Source organism: Pedobacter paludis (assembly GCF_003173575.1).
Taxonomy (GTDB): Bacteria; Bacteroidota; Bacteroidia; order Sphingobacteriales; family Sphingobacteriaceae; genus Pedobacter; species Pedobacter paludis.
In genome coordinates, this window is record NZ_QGNY01000004.1 from 127,039 (window position 1) to 149,599 (window position 22,561).

The 22,561-nt window shown below is 35.1% G+C and carries 22 protein-coding genes; 10 read left to right on the forward strand and 12 right to left on the reverse strand.

Features of this window, described 5'->3' with window-relative positions; all coding sequences use genetic code 11:
• The first annotated feature begins 45 nt into the window (after nucleotides 1-45).
• From DF947_RS11745 to dnaJ, 6 genes are all read left to right on the forward strand, one after another.
• Nucleotides 46-1,062, forward strand: coding sequence for an acyl-CoA reductase (locus DF947_RS11745; protein WP_109929998.1), 1,017 nt, complete (start codon nucleotides 46-48; stop codon nucleotides 1,060-1,062).
• 63 nt (nucleotides 1,063-1,125) lie between these two features.
• Nucleotides 1,126-3,030, forward strand: coding sequence for a T9SS type B sorting domain-containing protein (locus DF947_RS11750; RefSeq protein WP_109930000.1), 1,905 nt, complete (start codon nucleotides 1,126-1,128; stop codon nucleotides 3,028-3,030).
• A gap of 52 nt (nucleotides 3,031-3,082) precedes the next feature.
• Nucleotides 3,083-3,286, forward strand: coding sequence for a fructose-6-phosphate aldolase (locus DF947_RS11755; protein ID WP_109930002.1), 204 nt, complete (start codon nucleotides 3,083-3,085; stop codon nucleotides 3,284-3,286).
• Nucleotide 3,287: 1 nt separating this feature from the next.
• Nucleotides 3,288-3,971 (forward strand): cell division ATP-binding protein FtsE, encoded by a 684-nt coding sequence (locus DF947_RS11760; protein ID WP_109930004.1) that lies wholly within the window; start codon nucleotides 3,288-3,290, stop codon nucleotides 3,969-3,971.
• Nucleotides 3,972-4,163: 192 nt separating this feature from the next.
• On the forward strand, nucleotides 4,164-4,748 hold the full coding sequence (locus DF947_RS11765) for a nucleotide exchange factor GrpE (RefSeq protein WP_109930005.1): 585 nt from the start codon (nucleotides 4,164-4,166) through the stop codon (nucleotides 4,746-4,748).
• Between the two features lie 88 nt (nucleotides 4,749-4,836).
• Nucleotides 4,837-5,997, forward strand: coding sequence for a molecular chaperone DnaJ (gene dnaJ / locus DF947_RS11770; RefSeq protein ID WP_109930007.1), 1,161 nt, complete (start codon nucleotides 4,837-4,839; stop codon nucleotides 5,995-5,997).
• Nucleotides 5,998-6,052: 55 nt separating this feature from the next.
• Here dnaJ and DF947_RS11775 read toward each other — a convergent pair whose 3' ends face one another.
• Nucleotides 6,053-7,006 (reverse strand): DUF3829 domain-containing protein, encoded by a 954-nt coding sequence (locus tag DF947_RS11775; protein WP_109930009.1) that lies wholly within the window; start codon nucleotides 7,004-7,006, stop codon nucleotides 6,053-6,055.
• A 257-nt stretch (nucleotides 7,007-7,263) separates the two neighbouring features.
• On the opposite strand from DF947_RS11775, the gene DF947_RS11780 reads away from it, so the two are divergent.
• A complete protein-coding gene (locus DF947_RS11780) occupies nucleotides 7,264-8,184 on the forward strand; it encodes a Ppx/GppA phosphatase family protein (RefSeq protein WP_109930011.1) in 921 nt (306 codons plus the stop codon).
• On the opposite strand, the gene DF947_RS11785 is transcribed toward DF947_RS11780, so the two are convergent.
• The 10 genes from DF947_RS11785 to DF947_RS11830 all read right to left on the reverse strand — a co-directional run bounded on the left by DF947_RS11785 (nucleotide 8,181) and on the right by DF947_RS11830 (nucleotide 16,078).
• The gene (locus DF947_RS11785; protein ID WP_109930013.1) at nucleotides 8,181-8,852 is read right to left on the reverse strand and encodes a carboxypeptidase-like regulatory domain-containing protein; all 672 of its coding nucleotides are present in this window, start codon (nucleotides 8,850-8,852) and stop codon (nucleotides 8,181-8,183) included. The genes DF947_RS11780 and DF947_RS11785 overlap by 4 nt on opposite strands.
• Before the next feature lie 59 nt (nucleotides 8,853-8,911).
• Complete coding sequence (locus DF947_RS11790; protein WP_109930015.1) at nucleotides 8,912-9,487, reverse strand: Maf family protein; 576 nt, start codon at nucleotides 9,485-9,487, stop codon at nucleotides 8,912-8,914.
• Between the two features lie 63 nt (nucleotides 9,488-9,550).
• The gene (locus DF947_RS11795) at nucleotides 9,551-9,955 is read right to left on the reverse strand and encodes a hypothetical protein (RefSeq protein ID WP_109930017.1); all 405 of its coding nucleotides are present in this window, start codon (nucleotides 9,953-9,955) and stop codon (nucleotides 9,551-9,553) included.
• 101 nt (nucleotides 9,956-10,056) lie between these two features.
• Nucleotides 10,057-10,887, reverse strand: a complete 831-nt coding sequence (locus DF947_RS11800; protein WP_109930019.1) for a universal stress protein — start codon at nucleotides 10,885-10,887, stop codon at nucleotides 10,057-10,059.
• Between the two features lie 151 nt (nucleotides 10,888-11,038).
• The gene (locus DF947_RS11805; RefSeq protein WP_109930021.1) at nucleotides 11,039-11,566 is read right to left on the reverse strand and encodes a KdsC family phosphatase; all 528 of its coding nucleotides are present in this window, start codon (nucleotides 11,564-11,566) and stop codon (nucleotides 11,039-11,041) included.
• A gap of 98 nt (nucleotides 11,567-11,664) precedes the next feature.
• Nucleotides 11,665-11,910, reverse strand: a complete 246-nt coding sequence (iscX, locus tag DF947_RS11810) for a Fe-S cluster assembly protein IscX (protein WP_109930023.1) — start codon at nucleotides 11,908-11,910, stop codon at nucleotides 11,665-11,667.
• Nucleotides 11,911-11,991: 81 nt separating this feature from the next.
• Nucleotides 11,992-12,324, reverse strand: coding sequence for a 2Fe-2S iron-sulfur cluster-binding protein (locus DF947_RS11815; RefSeq protein ID WP_109930025.1), 333 nt, complete (start codon nucleotides 12,322-12,324; stop codon nucleotides 11,992-11,994).
• Between the two features lie 43 nt (nucleotides 12,325-12,367).
• Nucleotides 12,368-13,129 (reverse strand): Rossmann-like and DUF2520 domain-containing protein, encoded by a 762-nt coding sequence (locus DF947_RS11820; protein WP_109930027.1) that lies wholly within the window; start codon nucleotides 13,127-13,129, stop codon nucleotides 12,368-12,370.
• Nucleotides 13,130-13,173: 44 nt separating this feature from the next.
• Complete coding sequence (locus tag DF947_RS11825) at nucleotides 13,174-15,639, reverse strand: heme lyase CcmF/NrfE family subunit (protein WP_109930029.1); 2,466 nt, start codon at nucleotides 15,637-15,639, stop codon at nucleotides 13,174-13,176.
• A gap of 7 nt (nucleotides 15,640-15,646) precedes the next feature.
• Nucleotides 15,647-16,078: a cytochrome c maturation protein CcmE domain-containing protein gene (locus tag DF947_RS11830; protein ID WP_109930031.1), complete on the reverse strand. Its 432-nt coding sequence runs from the start codon at nucleotides 16,076-16,078 to the stop codon at nucleotides 15,647-15,649.
• 262 nt (nucleotides 16,079-16,340) lie between these two features.
• Between DF947_RS11830 and DF947_RS11835 the strand changes: the two genes are divergently transcribed.
• The 3 genes from DF947_RS11835 (at nucleotide 16,341) to DF947_RS11845 (ending at nucleotide 20,585) form a co-directional block, all read left to right on the forward strand.
• Nucleotides 16,341-17,021: a hypothetical protein gene (locus DF947_RS11835; protein ID WP_109930033.1), complete on the forward strand. Its 681-nt coding sequence runs from the start codon at nucleotides 16,341-16,343 to the stop codon at nucleotides 17,019-17,021.
• Nucleotides 17,022-17,071: 50 nt separating this feature from the next.
• Complete coding sequence (locus DF947_RS11840; RefSeq protein WP_109930035.1) at nucleotides 17,072-19,093, forward strand: hypothetical protein; 2,022 nt, start codon at nucleotides 17,072-17,074, stop codon at nucleotides 19,091-19,093.
• 85 nt (nucleotides 19,094-19,178) lie between these two features.
• The gene (locus tag DF947_RS11845; RefSeq protein ID WP_146202908.1) at nucleotides 19,179-20,585 is read left to right on the forward strand and encodes a hypothetical protein; all 1,407 of its coding nucleotides are present in this window, start codon (nucleotides 19,179-19,181) and stop codon (nucleotides 20,583-20,585) included.
• A gap of 445 nt (nucleotides 20,586-21,030) precedes the next feature.
• On the opposite strand, the gene DF947_RS11850 is transcribed toward DF947_RS11845, so the two are convergent.
• On the reverse strand, nucleotides 21,031-22,452 hold the full coding sequence (locus DF947_RS11850) for a Glu/Leu/Phe/Val family dehydrogenase (protein ID WP_109930039.1): 1,422 nt from the start codon (nucleotides 22,450-22,452) through the stop codon (nucleotides 21,031-21,033).
• Between the last annotated feature and the right edge of the window lie 109 nt (nucleotides 22,453-22,561).

Sequence of the window (22,561 nt, forward strand, 5' to 3'; positions counted from 1 at the left end):
TGCGATGCAAATATAGTATATAATCACTTAATAATAATTCTAAATATGTCAGCCTTAACACATGATAAAGTAATTAATGCCTTTAAAAAACTAGGCAAATTACTTGCCAATTCTACTGATATACTGGAAAATACAATATATAGTGCAGAAAATAGCAACGCTTGGTTCACCACAGAAAATATAAAAAAATCGTTAAATTCTTTTGCCGAGATGCTAAACGAAGATGATGTTGACCATTGGTTTCAATCTATTAAATTCAGTTCATCACCTAAAAAGGTTGGATTAATTTTAGCTGGAAACATCCCTATGGTGGGTTTTCACGATGTTTTATGTGTTTTGGCAACAGGAAATATTGCACTGATAAAATTATCTTCATCTGATGACAAACTGATTAAAGCGGTACTTTCAGAATTAATTAAATTAGAACCCACATTAGAAAATTACATAGAATACGTAGAAAGATTAAAAGATTTCGATGCCGTTATAGCTACAGGAAGTAACAATTCATCTCGATATTTTGATTACTATTTTAGTAAGGTGCCTAATATTATCCGAAAAAACCGAAATAGTGTAGCCGTTTTAGATGGGACAGAAACCAAAGAAGATATTCAAAATTTAGGGGCAGATATTTTCGATTACTTTGGTTTGGGCTGCAGGAATGTGTCTAAAATTTATTTTCCAGAAGGATATGATATTGCCAATTTTTATGAGGGCATAGAAAGCCACCAGCCAATTATCAATCATTTCAAATACAACAACAATTACGATTATAACAAATCCATTTATTTAGTAAATGCAGCGAAACATTTCGACAATGGCTTTTTGCTTTTAAAGGAAGATGAAAGTTTAACTTCGCCATTGGCCGTTTTATATTACGAGGAATATAAGAACTTATCTGATGTAGAAGTAAAATTGGCCGAAAAAGCAGAAAACATTCAATGTGTAATTACAAAATCTCCATTGCATACAAGTACCTTCACTTTTGGGCAAAGCCAACACCCCAAACTTTGGGACTATGCTGATAATGTTAATACAATAGAATTTTTAAATGGTTTGAAATAGCTTGCAATTTAAAATATGTTATTATAGTTTTTATTCAGATATTCGCTAAATGCCCTACAAACAATGCGTTGTCTAATTAAGATCCTTCTTTTTATACTTTTTATTTCTTTTAATCAACAGCTATTTGCTCAGGTATGTACAGGAACCTTGGGCGATCCAGTTGTTGGCGCAGGTACGGATTTCGGTAATGGTGCATCTGCTTTTGGAAATGCAACATCAGGAAATACGAACTACACTTATATTGCTGGCTCACCAAATGATGGTCAGTACACTATCGTTAAAAGTACGGCCGGATTAAATCAAGGTTGGCTCCAAGACATAACAAACCATACTGGAGATCCTAATGGATACATGATGGTTGTTAATGCTAACTTTAATAAGGATATATTTTATCAAGCTACGGTGAACAATTTATGCCCCAATACAACCTACGAATTTGCATCTTACATCATTAATATTCTTAGAGGAACTGGAATAAAGCCTAATGTTAAGTTCACAATTGAAAATAATGGCGTTTCTATTAAAGAGTTTTCTACGGGCGATATTTTAGAAGGAAGTTCTTCGAATTGGGTCAAGTATGGAACAATTTTTACAACACCTACAAATGTTGGCATTATTACCATCAAAATGACTAATGAAAATCCTGGTGGTGGTGGAAACGATTTGGCACTTGATGACATTACCTTTAGAGCTTGTGGCCCGACAATAATCCCATCAATCAATAATGGGCAAAGTAGTGCTGGAATTTGTGAAGCTGCTTCTGGAAGCTTTAATTTAGCCGCTTCGGTTTCTTCAGGCTATGCAGATCCTGTTTATCAATGGCAGGTAAATACAGGCACCGGATGGAATGACATATTAGGCGAAACCGCTCAGCAAACTGTTGTTACCTTTGCTAATGCAATTAAGGGTAATTATCAATATCGGCTACTTGCTGCAGAACGATCGAACATTGCCTCTGCTAATTGTAGAATTGCTTCACCCCCCCTTACCATTACGGTTACAGCTTTGCCAAATCCAATTGCAAGCAGCAATGGCCCTGTTTGTATTGGTTCAAACATTCAGCTTAATGTTACTGAAGGAACAACATTTTCATGGACTGGGCCCAATAACTTCACTTCAACTCAACAGAATCCAACCATTACAAATGCATCCCTTAATATGACGGGAGATTATACCGTAACCGCCTCCAGCAATGGATGTTCGAGGTCATCTATTGTTAATGTTCAGGTTTTAGATCCCGTAGTGGCTTCAGTTGGTGCTTCAGTTGTAAATCTTTGTGAGGGTAATTTTAAACAATTAGAGGCTTATGGGGGAACGCGCTACAGCTGGCTTCCTGTTGAAGGATTATCTGATCCAAATATTTCTGATCCCTTTACATCACCTAAAGAAACAACTACGTATACAGTAACCGTTTCTAATGGCGCCTGTTTTAGTACTGCTCAAATTACAGTTAATGTAATTAAAAATGCGCTAGCAGATGCTGGAGAAGATTTAAAGCTTTTAAATGGACAAAAAATAACCCTTAATGGAAAAGTGACTGGAGATGATGTATCGTATTATTGGACTCCAGCAGATTATTTAGACGACCCAACTAAATTACACCCAATTGCAAATCCTCCATCAGATATTACTTATACACTTCATGCACAGTCTAATCTTGGTTGTGTAAGCAGCGAGGATGATGTATTTATTAAAGTATATCCAAAAATTGTAATACCCAATTCGTTTACGCCAAACGGAGATTCGGTAAACGATACTTGGAACATTCCGGCAGCAGAAGCATTTCCAAATCCAATAATCAAAGTAACAAATCGTTATGGGCAACTGGTTTATCAAAGCAATGGAAAGTATAAACCCTGGGATGGAAAATACAACGGTAAAGATTTACCAACCGCAACCTATTATTACAGTATCTATTTCAATCCCGATTTCGAAACGTATACCGGTTGGATTATGTTAATGCGATAAAAAGGGCTTTCGTCCTTTCTCTTATCGTTTGTAAATGCTATTTTTGGGCTCAATGTATATCATTAAAGTAAAAGGCATAGCCAAAATTCCAGATTACGTACAACTTAGAGATGAAAAGTTTACACTGCTCGCTTATTTTAGGGTAGATAGACCTGATAAATCTTTGGATAAACTGGGCCTTGGTGATAAACTTGAATACATAATGGAAATGGTAAAGAATTTGCCCTTTGGGCAGATTGCTAAATTAGACATATAGCATGGCAGGAAACGCAGTAATTCACTTAAACAATGTTGATGTTTTTCAACAGAAACACTTAGTGCTCTCAAATGTAAATTTACATATAGAAAAGGATGAGTTTGTTTTCTTAATCGGGCAAACAGGCTCGGGTAAAAGTAGCCTACTTAAAATATTATATGGCGATTTACATATTGGAAACGGTGAGGGAAACATTGCAGGTTTCGACCTTAAAAACCTGAAAGAAAGCCAAGTACCGTTTCTTCGTAGAAAATTGGGTGTTGTATTTCAAGATTTTCAATTGCTAACCGATAGAACTATTGAAAAAAACTTAGAGTTTGTTTTAAAGGCAACGGGTTGGAAAGATGCAAAATTAATTAACGAACGCATTAAAGATGTACTGGATAAGGTGGGTTTGAGATCAAAAATCAAAAAAATGCCCCACGAAATTTCTGGAGGCGAACAACAAAGGATTGTTATTGCGAGAGCCTTATTAAATGATCCCGAAATTATTCTTGCTGATGAACCAACAGGAAATTTAGATCCAGAAACATCAGAAGAAATTGTAACCCTTTTAAAACAAATTAGCCAAGCCGGAACTGCGGTATTGATGGCTACGCATGATTATCAAATTATTCGCAAATTCCCTTCACGCATCATTAAATGCGAAAGTGGAGTGGTTCATGAAGATGCACAAATAGCTTAACATAATCACGATTGTAGATTTACGAATTACGATTTAGCCTATGCCAATCTAAAACCGCAAATCTACAATCGTCAACCGCTTGTCAGTCAATCAGCCAAACTGTTCAGATAAACTCAAATAAATCTGCCAGCTTGGCTGATTTCAGTTTATGGCAAAATAGTTGAGATTACCACAAAAAATTCAGCCTAGTATATGTTTAATAAGAAGAAAAATAACGATAAAGAAGAAAATATAATGGATACTGAAAATACATCAGAAAATACTACTCCAGAAAACGTGGAAAATACTGATGCTTCTACAAATGAAACTGAACAAGCACCTGAATTATCGATAGAAGATAAACTTAAAGAAGAAGTTCAACAGCTTAATGATAAATATCTGCGCTTATATGCAGAATTTGATAATTACAAGCGTCGTACACAAAAAGAACGTGTAGAACTATTGCAAACTGCCGGTAAAGATGTTATTGTATCATTACTAACTGTTTTGGATGATTTTGACCGTGCCCTTAAGGCCATGGAAACTGCGACGGATATTGCTCCAGTTAAAGAAGGTATCTTATTGGTAAGCACAAAGTTGAAAAATACATTGGCGCAAAAAGGTTTAAAAGATGTAGAAAGCATTAGCAAAGAATTTAACACCGATTTCCACGAAGCAATTACAAATGTTCCTGCACCAAGCGAAGATCTTAAAGGAAAAGTAATTGATGAGGTTGAAAAAGGCTACACATTAAATGATAATGTAATCCGTTTCGCTAAAGTTGTAGTTGGAGCATAAAAATTAATTATTGAATGAAAGAATGCCCAGTGAGAGAATATAAAATTCAATCATTCAACCATTCAAAATTCGATCATTTTAAATAAACATGAGTAAAAGAGATTATTACGACGTATTAGGCGTAACGCGAAGCACACCAGCAGATGAGATAAAAAAAGCTTATCGTAAGATGGCTATTAAATATCATCCTGATAAAAACCCGGGTGATAAAGCTGCAGAAGATAATTTTAAGGAAGCTGCAGAAGCATACGAGGTTTTAAGTAATCCAGAGAAAAAGCAGCGTTATGATCAATTTGGTCATGCTGGCGTTGGAAGCAGTGCATCTGGAGGTTATGGTGGCGGTAACATGAACATGGATGATATCTTCAGTAATTTTGGAGATATTTTTGGTGGACATAATCCTTTCGAAAGCTTTTTTGGCGGAGGTGGTGGCCAGCAACGTGGTGGTCGTCGTGTAGCGAAAGGTTCTAACCTGCGTATAAAAGTTAAATTAACCCTCGAAGAAATTGCTCACGGTGCCGAGAAAAAAATCAAAGTAAACAAGCTTGTGGTTTGTAAAACCTGCGATGGATCTGGCGCAAAAGATAAATCGTCGGTAAGTACTTGCGGTACCTGCGGTGGCAGCGGACAAGTACGCCGGGTTACCAATACAATTCTGGGGCAAATGCAAACTGCATCTACCTGCCCTACCTGTAATGGAAGTGGACAACAAATTACCTCTAAATGTAATGTTTGCCATGGCGACGGTGTTGTACGCGGTGAAGAAACGATTACCATAAACATTCCTGCAGGTGTAAGCGAAGGCATGCAATTAAGCATGAGTGGAAAAGGAAATGCAGCTCCAAATGGCGGCGTTCCTGGAGACTTAATTATTTTAATTGAAGAAACTCCACACGAAACCCTAAAACGCGAAGGCAACAATATTGTTTACGATTTGCATTTAAGTTTTGTTGATGCGGCGTTGGGTATGAGCATTGAAGTGCCAACAATTGATGGTAAAGCAAAAATTAAAATCGATCCAGGAACCCAAAGTGGAAAATTACTTCGTTTAAAAGGCAAAGGTTTACCAGAAGTGAACTCATACCACAGAGGTGATGAAATTATCCATATCAACATTTGGACACCAAAAGCTTTAAGTAGCGAAGAACGCGATGCTTTAGAAAAACTTCGTGAGTCGCCAAACTTTAAGCCACAACCTGGTAAAAACGATAAAAGTTTCTTCGAAAGAATGAAAGAATATTTCGAGTAAAATATCTAGTAAACGAAAAAGACCGATGCCTATAAGCATCGGTCTTTTTTTTCATTTAATCGACAAAGCTGTTATAATATACCCTCATCATATCTTTCTTTTGATACAGTTCATCTGCATTTTCGTTCGTTAAACTCCCCTTTTCGGCACCTTGACGCATAATCTTTCTTGCAGAGGCCAGAAAATCGGTAACACTATTGTTAAAATCCCCAAAAGATTTAGCCTTATAAGAATTTTCTGAATCGCTTGGAAAACTCATAGCGATATGCTTTTTATTCTGAGCATCTAGCGCATCATAAGCTTTTTTGATCTCACTTTCACCCTTTTTATAATCTTTGGCATGTTTGCCCATTAAAGCGATCAAAGCTGCCGCTGCTTGGGTATCGTCCTTTAAGGCGTAAATAAATTCTTTTAAAGGATGTGTTTTCAAAATAACACGTTCTGCATCATCGCCGATAACTTGTAGTTTATTTAAAATCTCATCATTAACTGCATAATACTTTTTTCCCTGGCTATAAATTGAATCCAAAAGCTTAAAGCCATTTACACTTTTATCATCCTTAAAATCTTCAGCTTTTATATAATCGGTTAACGTTTTGTAGGTATCGTTTATTGATTTATAAGATTCGTTTAACAATTTAATTTTTCCCTTGAAAAAATTAACATCATCCCTATTTAGAGCGCTTGGCGGAGTTTCTGGCTTAATTTTAGAAAAATTTACCCTTCCAAAATCTGTCAATCTCATTAGGCCGGTAAATGCAAATCGATCGGTTGGATTTTTTAATCCCTTAGCAATGGTTTCGAGGTTATCGTCCATACTTTTAAGGCTCCTATCATTTTTGTCTGTTAGATTAAGAACGATATTATGATATTCGATAATTTCGTTTGCATCATCTTTACTAGCGTCAGCATATTCTGTTTTGGTCTTGTCAGTATTTTTATCGCCGCCATTACATGCCATCAACGATAAAATAGATACAAATGCGATAGATTTAATTAATAGATTCATTTTAATAATTTTAATTTCTGGTTTGTTAATTTAATGTTGACTTTCAGAGATTAAAAACTATAACAAAAGGAATTTTTAGAAGAATATACGTTAAACCTAATATTTTATTCGTGATTAACAAAATGGATTTTATTTTTTATATCATCTCAAAAAATATATTCCAACCATTAAAAACAGAATAGACATTATTTAGTTACTTCTTCATAAATTTTTAATATATATATCTTTTTGCCTAGTTTGCAATATAAATTTAGCTTATGCGCATTGCCGTTATCGATTTAGGAACCAATACTTTTCATTTATTAATCGCTGAAACTAATGGCGAGCAATTTGAAATTCTTTATAAAACCAATGTTCCGGTAAAATTGGGTGAAGGCCGAATAAATGAAAATATAATTATTCCAGCTGCTTTTGAAAGAGGCATCAACACGCTAAAAGACTTTAACCAAACGATTATAAGTTATAAAGTAGATGAAGTAAAAGCAACAGCAACATCTGCTGTTAGAAGTGCTGAAAACGGAAAAGATTTTGTAAAGGCGGCCAAAGAAGTAGCAGGCATAGAAATTGAAACCATTACCGGGGATGAAGAAGCTAAACTGATCTACGAAGGTGTTAAATTAAGTGGGGCCATACAAGAGAAATGCCTAATCATGGATATTGGTGGTGGAAGTGTAGAGTTTATTCTTTGCGATGTAGAAAAGCTAATCTGGAAGAAAAGTTATAATATCGGCGCAGCGAGATTAATGCAACAGTTTTTTAAATCTGATCCCATCTCGGATGAAGATAAAAATGAGATTTTAAATCATATTCAAAATCAGTTAAGCGACTTATTCGAGATCTGCGAAACGCATCAGCCTCAAAAACTAATTGGTTCTGCGGGTGCTTTTGAAACTTTCGCCGAATTGATTATTCAACGAAAGACCTTGAACATTGACATTAAAACAGCTAAAACCTACGAGTTTGATTTTGATGATTACATTGACACAACCATAAATCTAATCAACGCAACGCACGATGAAAGAATGAAAATGCCCGGTATGATTCCTTTACGGGTAGATATGATTGTTATTGCGGCCTTAATTACAAATTACGTTATGGGCCGATTAAAACTCAATAAATTGGCCTTATCAACGTATGATTTAAAAATGGGTGTTTTGGCAAATCTAATGATACATTAGCTTCTAGGCTTAGCGATTATTACACCCATTATCATTGGCTTTTGAATTAATAGAACTAAATTATCTTGCTTTTCTCTTGTATAATTAACAATCAATTCTGCAGAAAATCTTGCACTATCTACGTATAAAAAATTATTTTTCGGATCAAATCCCTGATCAAGCTTTATTTCGTAACGGCCATTTTTATCTGTTAGGGCAAAAGCCTTGGTATTATCAATAACCAACCTAATTCCAGCCATTGGCCTTTTATTGGCATCCAAAACATATCCATAAATCCTTTTTACAGTTATAGGCTTTAAATCGACCTTTGTATCATTAAATTTCTTTTCTATAGCTATTGGATATTTTACAACTGAGGCATTTGCATCTGAAACAAAAATGCTTGCTCCTATAGCCAAAACGCCAAAATATTTCATCCAGCTTCTGCCAGTATGCATAACCATTAAATGATAATTAAGCTGATTTAACTGAGACTGGCTCATTCGGCCACAAACCGTTGAACTTGAATTTGAGATTAACTTGATTATATCCGTATTACTATAATCCGAGAAATCGATTACAGCCTTGTTACAAGATAAACAGAAATTATATCCATCTCCTTTTTCCATTAAGTCCCAATCTTGTTTACAAGGTTCGGCAATTGTAATTTCCATGGCTTTTGTCTTCATTTTTAGTTTATTTTAAATTAGGATGAAGAACAATATGGGATTCCATAAAAGAAAAATCTTTACACCAGTTTTATTAACTCGTTATAAAGTTTTTCTGTTGGCAAACCCATAACATTGGTATAAGAGCCTTCTATTCGTTGCACAACTACAATTCCCCACCAATCTTGTACGCCATAGCTCCCAGCCTTATCATAAGGTTTATAATTGTCTATGTAGAAATCGATTTCTTCATGGCTTACTGCTTTACAATACACTTCGGTTCGATCGTAGAATGAATGGATGAGATTTCCTTTTACAATTGTAACACCAGTGTAAACCTCATGTTTGCTGCCCGAAAGTTTCCTCAACATTTCCTGCGCATGCGCCCTATCTTCTGGTTTGCCTAAAATTTCTCCATTTAAGGCAACTATAGTATCTGCAGTAATTACAATTTCTCCATTTTTACCATCAAAAGCTTTTGCCTTTTTTTCTGAGATATAAACAGCTATTTCTGCAGGACTTAAACCATCAGGGTAACTCTCATCAACATCCTTAAGTTCTACCTTAAAATTTAAGCCCATCAAGGTTAAAAGTTCTTGCCTACGAGGCGATTTTGAGGCAAGTATTATTGGTGTATTGGCTAATATAATCGTCATAATTGGCTAAAATAATAAAAGCGGCCGATAAGCCGCTTTCATAAAATTATTTCTGGTTAAAAACTAATTGTTTCCACCACCTTGGCGATCCTGCATACGTTTTTGCATTTCAGCTCGCTGCTCATCTTGCCAGGTTTTATATGCTTTTTTCTGATCTTCTGTTAAAACTGCATTTATTTTAACATCATTATCAGTACGCATTTTCTGCATTTTTTCTCTCATCGCATCTCTATCCCCACCTTGCATTTCATCACGCATTTTTTTCATTGCTTCAGCTTGCTCAGTGAAAACAACTGTTAGTTTTGTTTTTTGGTCATCACTTAGCTTTAACTTTTCATCTAATTGTTTTACTCTGTCTTCAGGTTTCATCATCATTCCGCCCCTACCTGGACCACCACCTTGTTGTTGTGCATTCGCATAAGTTATTACCGAGAACAACAATGCGCAAATCATCATTAATTTTTTCATGTTTTTGTTGAATTTTTAGATAAGTTTGAATACAAATCAACTTAAAAGTTTAATCAGTTGATGTAACTTCACTGCTGCAATTTTAAAATAAATTAAATAGATTAATCTTTTAATAAAAGTACTGGAATATGAGATTTGATGGTTAACCGATGTGAAACACTTTCATGTAATAAACTTTCGAAGAAGCTATATTTTTTGGGCAGAGCAATTATAATTTGAGCTTCTTCTGCTTTCGCAAATTGAACAATTCCTTTTATCGTATCAGGATGATCTGAATAGTGGTAGGAAGGCGAAAAATCCCTAAGCATTTCATGCAGGAAATGATCTTCATTAGAATTTATTTTTTCGCCAGAATTGATATTTAAGACTAGTAATTCCAAAGCGTGCTTACTCAAAATATTTTTAAGTGCATTCATTGGGATAACCTCTTTTACTTTTTTAAAATCGCAGGCTAAAATTGCTTTTCTAATGGATTGATACTGCGCTTTTGGTGGAACAACCAAAACGGGTACCGGGCTCGATTTGGAAATTTTAATGGCATTTGAACCAATATCACTTTCATCTTTAGCTTTTTTGCCATTGCTCCCGATAATAATTAAATCTATAGGCTGGCGATTCACAATCTCAATGATAGACCTTAAAATTGTTTCCCTAGATAATGAAACTTCTATATCGGCTTCCGGATTAATTTCCAGCAGCTTATTTTTTAACTGGTCTAATGCTTCCCTCCTTTTAACAACCTCTTCGGCAATGCGATCATCAGTTGTTACCAACAAATCGGGTGTAGGCAAAAGCATTTCATAATCAGAAACATAATACGCATTTAATAGAATAATTTTAGAATCCTTCATCGCCCAACTTAATCGGGCGGCGTATTTTGCGGCATGGTTCGCTGTTTTAGAAAAATCTACTGGTACAAGATAAGTGCTCATATAAATACAATTTACAAAAATTATTACATTTAAAATTAATCAATCGATTGATTAATTTTAAATGTAAATTTCGGCGATAAACTTAATTATTACAAATTTTTAATGTCTTAAAATTATAATCTTATTGAAAAGACAGCACAACCGAAATATGCTATTTCCCGGAATCGGAAGCATTGGGGCGTGTATCGTGCCACTTATCCTGCACTTTCATTACTTTTTCAATAATGTCCCGTACGGCAGTTTTTCCTCCAGGGTAAGGAGATACAAATTTTGAAATGGCTTTTATTTCTTCAACCGCATCAGCCGGGCAAGTTGGCAAACCTACCAGTTTCATAACATTTAGGTCTGGAATATCATCTCCCATGTAGAGTACTTCATCAGCAAGGATATTTTTATTAATAAGGTATTGTTTAAAAATATCTACTTTATCTCCAGCACCTAAATAAACATCACTAATACCTAAATTACTAAAACGCCTGGCCATTGCAACACCATTCCCGCCAGAAATTATGCAGATATTATAGCCCTTTTTAACTGCCAATTGCATTGCATAACCATCTTTGATGTTAAAAGTACGTAAACCCTCACCATTATCCGTAATTTGAATACTGCCATCGGTTAATACACCATCAACATCAAAAATGAAGGTAGAAATGTCTTTTAACTTTTGTAGGAACATATAGGAGTTGAGGGTTAAAAGTTAAAGTGGAAAGTTAAAGGTTAAAAGGGTAAAGAAATGTGCATCCAAACCTTTAACTGGCAACTCACAACTGATACTTAATCTTGATTATCTCTCCACTCGTAGCACCAAGCAGTTTGAATCTGTTCCAGATGGCCTTCGCTACTTTCTTCACGGGTACCCTTAAAGTTTGGCAATTCTAATACCCATTCCAACAATTCGGTAAAACGAATTCTGTAAATTTTGGTTTCGGTGAAGTCATCACCAAATTTCTCATACAAAGACATCGCGATATCTTCATAATCATTCCAATAAAAGGGTAAAGCAAATTTATCGTTATTCATGTTGTTTTGTTAATGTTGTAATTTGAAATTAGTTAAAATCTCGACCCAAGCCTCTGACTTCGGTCTACAGGCTTCGGACTTTTAATGTCCCATAAAACCCGATTGATCTGGAATAGTTACCTCAATATCGCCGTTAATAACCACGCATTGACAGCCTAAACGAGAAGTAATTCTCGGGCGGACAGCTCTATCTATAAAGTCTTCTTCTTTATCAGAAATCTCTTCAATGTTATCCATGCCTTTGGTTACGTATACATGGCAGGTACTACAACCACAAACTCCACCACAATTGTGCTGAAGATCAATTCCGTTATCCAGACAAACATCCAAAACAGATTCTCCTGCTGCTATAGGCAATTCTATAGATTCGTGATCTGCTTCTTCAAAAGTTATTTTTAATTTATAAATGCTCATAATTATGTTGCAAAAGTAATAAGCAAAAGCGTAAAATAAACTATTAGTAAGTTAATTTAATGCTACTACTTAATGTTTGATAAATTTCCTGCAATTCAGGCAGGTCTGCCAGCATACTTAAATGCTTGTTTATGGTAATCTCATCTTTACGTACCGCAGGGCCGGTCTGCACATTTTCAGGCAGGTTAACCATTACTTTATCAGCAGTTTCAGCAATTAATGGCCTTATAATTTCAAAGTCCAGATTGTTTTTTTCTAACAACTGATTGGCCAGTGTGTAAAGGTGATTGGTAAAGTTACAAGCAAAAACGGCTGCTAAATGCAAAACCTTGCGTTTTTCGCCATCAAGTTGATAAACTTGATTACTCAATTTATTTGCCAGTAGATTTAATATTTCAAAGTTAGCTTCAGAGTTTGCTTCGAGACAAAGTGGAATATTGTTGAATGAAATCTCTTTATGTTTCGAAAAAGTTTGCAGTGGATAAAAAACTCCTGTATTCTTTAGTGTAGAAGATAAAGTTTCCAAATCTGTTGTACCTGATGTATGAACGACCAAGCCATCAACATCTTTTAAACCTGTTGCAACAGTTGCAATTGCATCATCCTTAACACATACAACATAAAAATCTGCATCGCCGATAACCTGCTCTAAATGGTTAACGGAAGAAGCCTGCAATTCATCTGCCAATAGTTTGGCGTGTTCTAAATTCGGGCTATAAACCTGCACTACATCTTCACCTATAGCTTTTAAGGCCTTAGACAAATGTGTTGCAACGTTTCCCGAACCTAATATTGCAATTTTCATTTATTAAAATTTTTCAGCAGCGACAAAACTTAACGCCCATGTACCTATCCTATTTTAGCTTCTTTTCTTCTTCTAAAAATCGATATTAAAAAGCCTACAACCATTACAATTGTTCCTGCCCAATACAAATTGATGAATGGGAATTCGATTGCTTTAAAAACTACCCAATCTTTTGCCTGCTGAGGCTTTTCAAAAATCTGGAGTTCAACTTTCTTTTCATCGGGAAGCACTTTCGAGAAACGGAATTTTAAATCTACACCTTCTACCTTACGGGCAAAATCAAATGTATTATTTCCCTTAATCAAGAATATTGGTTCAGTATTGTAAATTTTACCACTTGCATTAATTTCCAATGGCAAACCAACTGCATAATCGCCTTGAGCTAAAACTAAATCTTTTGCCGTTGGGTTTCTGTTCAATTCTTTAACCGTAACAATTCCGCTTGAGGTGTGGATGGTGTCGCCGGCAGAAACTTTGACAATCCTTGGTTCCTTATAATTCTCATCGTCAGAATGACCTTCATGATCGCCATGAGACTCTTTTTTTATTGCGGCACTTGTAATGTGCGTATACACATCATAAGTTAAATAATGTTTGGTATCTGGAGAGGCGATTAAACCCATTTTATCGTTATCCTGAACGTGCGGATGCAGGTTAAAATCTTCCTTAACTTTTCCGTCTTCATCATAAACCTTAAAGTTTAACTGATAAATTGTATTCGGAGCTACTGTGGTATCGCTTACATAAGTTACCGTATACTTACCCATTTTTTTAGGCTCGTTTTTGTATAACATAATATTTTCGCCAGGTTTTTCCGTTTTTTCGAAATCCTTAACCGGAATAAAATTATTGGTATTAATTGAGATTGGTTTATTGGTAGCCGCTGAAATTAAGGCGCCTAATATTAGAAACGCAAAACCAATGTGTGCAATTGCCGAACCAGCCAGTTTTGCCTTGCCCCCGAATGCCTGATAAAGAATGCTTGCATTAGAAAGCACAGCAAACATACAGCTAAAGGTGATTAAAATATACATGGTATTGGTATAAATACCAGTAATGTAAACCAAGCCAGAAGTTAGCACAACTGAAAAAAGAATTGCAGAAACCAAACTGCTATAGAATTTCCTAGGATCAGTTCTTTTATATTTTAAGTATTGCGAAAAGCCAGAAATTAAAGTTATTAATACTGCGAATGGTGCCTGCCACTGATTATAATATTTAACAGCATCAATTGGAGGGGTAAAATTGGTACCAAAAGCTTTATTAAATACCGGAACAGATGTAGAGAAAATAACTTGAATACAAGCAATGGTTACAACCAAAGCACCAATAAACATCCAGAATTCCCGGGAATAAGTTTCTTCATCTTTAGTTGTAATTGGCAATTCCTTCCATCTTTTTACAATTAGCGCTACAGCTAAAACAGCAAATACAACATTGTAAAGAATTAAGTGGCCAAACATGCCCATGTCTGTAAATGAGTGCACAGAGGTATCACCAAGAATTCCGCTTCTTGTTAAGAAAGAAGCATATAGTACCAGTAGGAAACTTAAAAACACCAATGCAATTGCGGTAAAATAAGCATGACCTGTATTTTTGTAAGCAATCATTACGTGCACAGCGCCAATTAAAGTTAGCCATGGAATTAATGATGCATTTTCTACAGGATCCCACGCCCAGAAACCACCGAAGTTTAGCGCTTCATAGGCCCAAAAAGATCCCATTATAATTCCTGTTCCCAAAACCATAACTGCAAAAAGCGTCCACGGCATAGCAGGTTTAATCCATTCTTTATATCTTTTTTGCCATAAACCAGCAATACCATACGCAAATGGAACAACCATACTTGCAAAACCCAAAAACAATGTTGGTGGGTGGATAACCATCCAATAGTTTTGCAACAATGGATTTAAACCTTTTCCATCAGTGATGAATTTAAGGTAATTTTTATAATTTTCTGGATTTGCAAAAACAACGGGAGCCTGCGCCTTCAAGTCTATAGCATCTCTTAATAAGATAAAAGGAGAACTTCCGATACGTTCGCCGAAAATCTCAACACCCAACATCATAGAGGTTAAAAACACCTGCGAGAATGCAACAACAGTCATTACCGGACGCTCCCAAGTTTTGGCTTTCCAGATTAAAAGGCCACCTAAAAACGATTGCCAAAAAGCCCAAAGCCAGAAACTACCTTCCTGCCCTTCCCAAAATGCAGATATAATATAGTAAACCGGAAGTTGTTTTGAAGAGTGAGACTGAACGTAATAATATTCGAAGTAATGACCTAATATTAAATAGAATAAAATGGCTCCAATACCGATTATACTGGCCCAGTTTATAAGAAATCCAATTCTACCTAGGTTTCGCCATGATTTATCTTCTAAATTTTTATCGCGACTGGCATAAAAGTACGCTACAGTTGAAAGTAACGATGCGCAAAACGCCAACACAATAAAAAACTGCCCGATTTTACCCGGCAACAGGTTTTCGCCTACAAATTGAATATCCATTAAATTTTTATATTTTTTTCTCGCCGTCTTTGCTCACTTCTTCAACCTTACCGTTCTTATTTACTTCTACAAGGTTGTTATTATATTTTGAAGGGCATTTCATTAGAATTTTTGAGGCGTAAAATTTATCCTTATCCATTCTACCGATAAGAACCAATTTCTCAGATTTTTCAAAATCCTGAGGCTTTGTACCACTGTACACAACTTCACGTACTTCTCCTTTTTCATCTTTCATGTGGAAAGAGAAATGGTTAGCGTCTTTTACAGCATCATAATAAGTACCTTTTGATTTTTCCCAATAACCCATAACATGCTCTTCCTTATCAGATAAGGAGGCTTGTTTAAAATTAGAGTAGGTATCGGTATTCGCGTTTAAGCTAAATAAAATCCCTACAGAAATTGCAATTGTAATTAATCCAATGATGGCACTTTTTTTCATTTCTATATTGTTGTAAAAGCTGGGAACAAAGATAGAAAAATAGGCTTAGCGAGGGTTCTTTTACATTTATCTTGTCTTTATATTGACAATTAGCTGATAGTTTAACACGTTTTAAACGCGATTTGCAACTATTTGTAATGGTTCTAAGAAAAAGGCTAATGATAATGACTAAAGCAACAAATTTGCGCTCATAATTTCTTAAGTTTGAAACATCAGATTATCCATTTAATAATTATACATTCCGGCACTTAATTTTAATATTATGAACCTTAAAAAGTTCTATGCATATTTCCTACTTATTGCTTTAACCTCATTTTTAAGCTCATGCTTTCAGGTTATAGAAGAAATTACCATTAAAAATGACGGAACCGGAGATGTTGTTCTTACCATAAATTTAAGTCAGAGCAAAACCAAAGTTGCGTCCGTTATGCTTTTAGATAGCATTCAAGGCTACAAAGTGCCCAGCAAGGCAAAAATTCAACAAGAATTAAATGAGGTTGTTGCTTATCTAAAAAAATCTGAAGGAATTTCGAATGTTAAAAGTACCAGCGATTTCAATAATTATATCGCAACAATTAGCTTTTCCTTTAAAGATGTATCCAACATCAATAACATTACAAAGAACATCCTGGCGCAGCAAAAAATTAAGGCAAACAACAGCTCAACCTATAGTTACAACAAGCTAACCAAAACATTTAGCAGAAAATATCAAGCTACTGGAACTGCTAAAACCGAATTTAATAAGCTAAAAAACCAGGACAAGGCTGTTTTTAATACCGCAACGTATACCAGCATTTATCGCTTTGAATCTACTGTAACAAATACCAGCAATCCGGCATCAAACATATCGAAATCTAAAAAAGCTGTAATGCTTAAAAGCAGTATAATGGATTTAATAAATGGAAAAGTTAATGTTTCCAATCAAATACAACTATCTAAATAAATAAGAAAACTACCTATAGGCAAGTTTCAATACCTTAACATCTATAACTAATGAAAAAAATTCTATTTGCGATCTCCCTATTTTTAATTTACAATCTTGCTAACGCACAAGATTTAGTTAAGAAAATTCCATCAAATGCTTTTGCTGTTGCCACAATTAAGGGCGACAACGTTTTTAAATTAATGTTTGTTAAAGATTTTAATGAATCTTTTCTAGGCAAAAAATTATTAACAGAAACCTCAAAATCTTTAGATAAAGAATTTACAAGCATCGAAGATTTTGGGATAAACCTGAACAAAAACATGTACTACTTTAATCAGCTTAATGATAGTATTACCTACAACTGCTTTCTAATTCCACTTAAAGATGCAACAAAATTTGAAGGCTTAATTAATAACAAAAACGAAAAAATTAGAACAGTAAATGGCATAAAAACCATAGTGTTACCTGATAGTACAAGCATCGTCAAATGGAATGAAAACACCTTGTATTTTGTTACTGGAAGTATTAGGAGCACTTTTTTTGCCGATTCTGCAAAATCAGCAAAATATGGTTTTAAAGACATTCGCTATCAAAACAATTATGATGTTTTAACTGATAGCGCAACTATTTTAACCGATACAACCTATATAACAACTACCGAACCTGCCGTTGAGGATGTTGCAGTTCCTGTTGTGAAAGAAAAAGTTCAGAAAAAGGCAAGTATTAAAAAATCGGGAAAGAAAAAAGCTTTGAATAAGAAAACCGCAGTTAAGCCGAAGAAAAACAAAAAAGCAGCAAAAATTAAAGCAGTTGAGGCGGAGGAAGCTTCAGCTATGGATGAGTTAGCAGATGGTGTTGCTATGGCTGTTGACACGGCCAGCGTTGATGATCAGTACGACATTTATCAAAAGGAAAGAGCGGAGCAGGATGCAAAGAAAAAACAGCTTGCGTTTGTTTGGATGAGTGCTCAGGCCGATAAAATTTTTAATTCAGAATATGAATCTATAACAAATAATAAATCATACGTCTCTAGTTTGGATGACAAGGCCATTGCAGAGCTTTGGGTATCGAGCCTGCAAGATGCCTATAATTCGATAGCGCCAGAATTTGGAACATATGGTAAAGCTGGAATAATGAAAGGTTACGGTAGTTTAAATGCTAAACTTTTTATGGATAAAACAAGTTTCCGCATCTCAACCGGCTTAGAATTGGCGCAGGAACAGGCCGATTCTTATAAAAAAATAATGAACAGAAAGTTGAATAAAAACTTTTTAAAGTATGTAAATAGCGAAAAAGCCATTGGCTTTACCAGTTATTCTATTGATACCAAAGCTTATTTAGAAGAATTTCCTAAATTGTTGAAACAGACTTATGGATCTATTTTGGGTGGCAAGATGGATGAAGAAATTGATTTAGGCACCGATTTATTCACACTTTTATTGGATGAGGAAGCTGTAAGCAATGTGATTAAAGGCGATGCACTATTGGTTGTTAATGGGTTGACGACTAAAGACGTAACATATACCACTTACGATTATGACGATGATTATAATAGAAAGGAAGTTACCAAAACCAAAAAAGAAACCTTGCCAGATTTTCTTTTTATGTTCTCATCAGAGGATAACAGATTGATTAATAAACTGATCAAATATGGAATAAATAAAAACTACGTTTCGGTTGATCAAAATATTTATAAAATTGAGGAAAAGAAAAGCCCAATTGATATTTATTTTATGATTAAGGATGGAATTGTATTTTTCGGAAATTCGTTAACAGAAATGCAAAACATTGGCAACAACCAATATAAAGCATCGATTAGCAAGGAACACAAAAACCTGTTGAGCAAAAACAATTTCACCATGTTATTTAATTCGAAAAATATGGTCGGAAAAATTCCGGATGATGAAATGGGTGGTAAAGAAAATGCAGAAAAATTGAACAGCACGCTAAGTAAAATGGGAAATCTTTACATTAAATCGAACCCGATAAAAGGCAATGTTGTCTCAGGAGAAATCAGTGCAGAAATTCCTAATGGTCACGAAAATGCCTTAAAGTATCTGTTTTCTTTAATCGAAAATGCGACTAAATAATCATTAGCGACAGAAACACAGAACTAGAAGAAAAAATTTCCATGACAATCTGTGTTTCTGTGGCAAAAAAAGTTAAGGACACCTGATGAAGAAATTTTTAATAATATCAGCAACGATCATCGTATTGTTGCTGATCTCCTATTTTGCTTTTTTTAAATACCGCGAAATCCAATCTAACAACGTTTCAATTCCAACTGGTACTAATGCAGTAATTAAAATTAATGTTGATGGATTATTTAAAACCCTTGCAATAAGTTACCTTAAACATCCAAAAGAATATGCTAGACCAGACCAAAAGGATTTAAAGCAAAAGATTGAGGACTTAAAAACAGGATTGGAAATACCAGCAAACGTTTATTTTTATGGTTTAAGAGGCAAAGATAAATCGACCTTTTTCTCTACTTTCAAAATAAGTGATTCAGTTGCTTTTCAAAAGTTTGTCGATGGTAAGCTCTCATCCAGATTAATCAAAATTGAGCATAACTTTTATCAGTCGACAGATTCAACCTTAACTATTTTATTCGATAATAAGAAAGTTGCCTTTGCTTTTGCACCAAAAAAGGATGCCTCAATCGCGGTTTTAAGAGATCTTTTAATTCAGAAAAACACAGTAAAGATCGGCGACACTAAGTTTGAAGATTTAACGGATATTTCTGATCACTTATGTTTTCAAAATGAGCAGAGCTTAAGCAAAATGAATTTTACTGATGGAAAAATCGATTTTAGCAGTGAATTCATCAATAAACTAATCGAGCCAGCATTAAAACCTCGGCACAGAATTTTAAGTTCGGAAAGCACCGTAAGTTTTTGGATAAATGCTAAATTCAAAGCAGACTCTATTAAAAAAGAACCAGCAGTTGAAAGTCCGGTTATATCTACAAATACATTAAAAAGCTTTTATAAGGATTATATCGACATTGAATGGCTGAACTCGATAAAACAGGTTGATACTATTGTTGGATATGAATACAATGATAATTTTGAACGTGTTGAAAAGAAGGTTTTGCAAGACAATATAGTTCCGAATATTTCTATAAATATGGATGCCAACGCAACTGAAATGGCTAATTATTTAAAGAAATATGGTCTCTTAAATCCATCGACAGGCAAAATAAGCGGGCCAGTAATTCCATTTTCTTCTTTTTATTTTAAGGCTAATCAAAACAATGTACAGCTAAGTACAATTAAAAATAAAAATCTGGAAGTTAAAAAAGAGGCCTCGGATGATTTCTTATATTTTAAACTGGATTTTTCAAAATTGGGGAAACAACAACCTTTCAATGTGTTATTTAGTCGAATTAACATATTTAAAAAACTGGAAATTAAAGGAAGAGCCATAGAAAAAAATAAAATTAGGTTAGAATCAGCGCTGACGTTTACGAATGAAAATGCCAATTCACTGATACAGATTTTAAATTTAGCACAGAATGGATTAACTACTTTATTAAATTCTAATTTTAATATGGTGATAAAACCACCACTTTCTAAATAGTTTTTTAAATCCACTTTATTTTTGGTGGCTCACAAATGTGTCTAAATAAATCAGCGTGCAGGTAATGTTGCGTGTGCCAGGAGGATGCTGAAAGGAAAGCGAATATTTGGAAGAAATTTTTTGTGGTCGTTTGGAATTAATTCAAAGAGTTCTCCGCCGCAATCGAAATGATGGTTTTTTAAGGCACATTGCTAAGCTGACCTTTGTTTCTAAACCCGATTGATGTGGAAATACTTTTTGTTTCGATGATAGTCATCCGATGAATATATGCATCATACCGATATTCATCGGATGACTTTAATAAAGTGAACAAAAAGATTGGAACGAAAGCGGGACCAGCCTTCTACCAAATGCACAGAAACACACATTTCCAAAAAAAATCCTTGCAAATTTACATCTGCAAGGATTTTTTGCTTTAAGCTTTAGTCTTGCGACTTTTAGCTTACTATGGCCAAACGCCCAAATTCATGTAAGAAACGGCAATTTTGTCAATCGAATTAACAAAAGCGGCTGTTCTCAATGTTTGAGTTGCAGGTTTGTTCATTCTAGTTTCACGGATTTCGTGGTAAGAGTGGATCATGGTATCCTCTAAACCTGAGTTTACCAGTTCCATTTCCGAAGCACCTTTAACAATCATTAAGCGGTGTTCTGGAAGAATGGTTTTACCCGTTAAATTTTCTAAAGTAGCAATTAAATTAGCATTAGAATTAGCTGCATAGCGGTTTTCCATACGGCCAAATGCAACGTGAGAAAGGTTTTTTAACCATTCGAAGTAGGAAACCGTAACACCACCTGCGTTACAGTACATATCTGGAATAATGATGCCGCCCATTTCGGTAAATATGGCTTCAGCCTCTGGCGTTGTTGGACCGTTTGCGCCTTCTGCAATAATTTTTGCTTTAATGTTGCGGATGTTATGCTCGGTAAACTGATTTTCTAAGGCTGCAGGTACGATAATATCGCAATCCTGCTCTAAACCTTCCATTGAGTTTTTGAAATCTTTTGCTCCAGGGAAACCTAAAATTGAACCTGTATTTTTACGATGGGCAAAAACTTCATCAACATTTAATCCGTTTGGATTGTAAATTGCACCTTCAAATTCGCAAAGACCAACAATTGTTGCACCAAATTCAGCCAAAAATTTTGCCGAATGATAACCAACATTACCTAAACCTTGAACAATTACTCTTTTATCTCCTAAACCGGCTTTTAAGCCGATTTTGGCCATATCTTCGGCAACGTCTACACATTCGCGAACTGCATAAGCAACTCCACGGCCGGTAGCTTCTTTACGTCCGCGGATACCATGCAAAGCAATTGGCTTACCAGTTACACAACCTAAAGCATCAAGCTGGCCCGGATTCATGGTCATATAAGTATCTGCAATCCAGCTCATTTCTCGTTCACCAGATCCATAATCAGGAGCAGGAACATCGATACCAGGGCCTATAAAATTTTTCTTAATTAATTCTGTAGTATAACGACGGGTAATAGTTTCTAATTCAGCTACACTATATTGTTTAGTGTTGATTTTAATTCCACCCTTTGCACCGCCAAAAGGAACATTTACAATGGCACATTTATATGTCATTAATGCCGCAAGCGCCATAACTTCATCTTCATTAACCATTTCGCTATAACGAATCCCGCCTTTGGTTGGACTCATGTGATGCGAGTGTTCTACACGCCAAGCATCAATTACTTCAAAACCGTTTCCTCTACGAATTGGGAACTGGAAACGATACACACTGTTACACGCTTTAATCTGGTTCAATAAACCCTCGGGATGATTGGTAAATTGAGCCGCACTGTCAAAGTTCTTGCATACATCTGCAAAAAACTTGTTCTCGTCTGCTAGATTAGCCATTATTTATTTTTTATGAATTAAGTATGCCACAAAATTGCCTAAAAAAACAGCATATATCCAAATGAAAAAACACTTAGTGTAAAGCCAACACCAATAGATTTTAGCGATT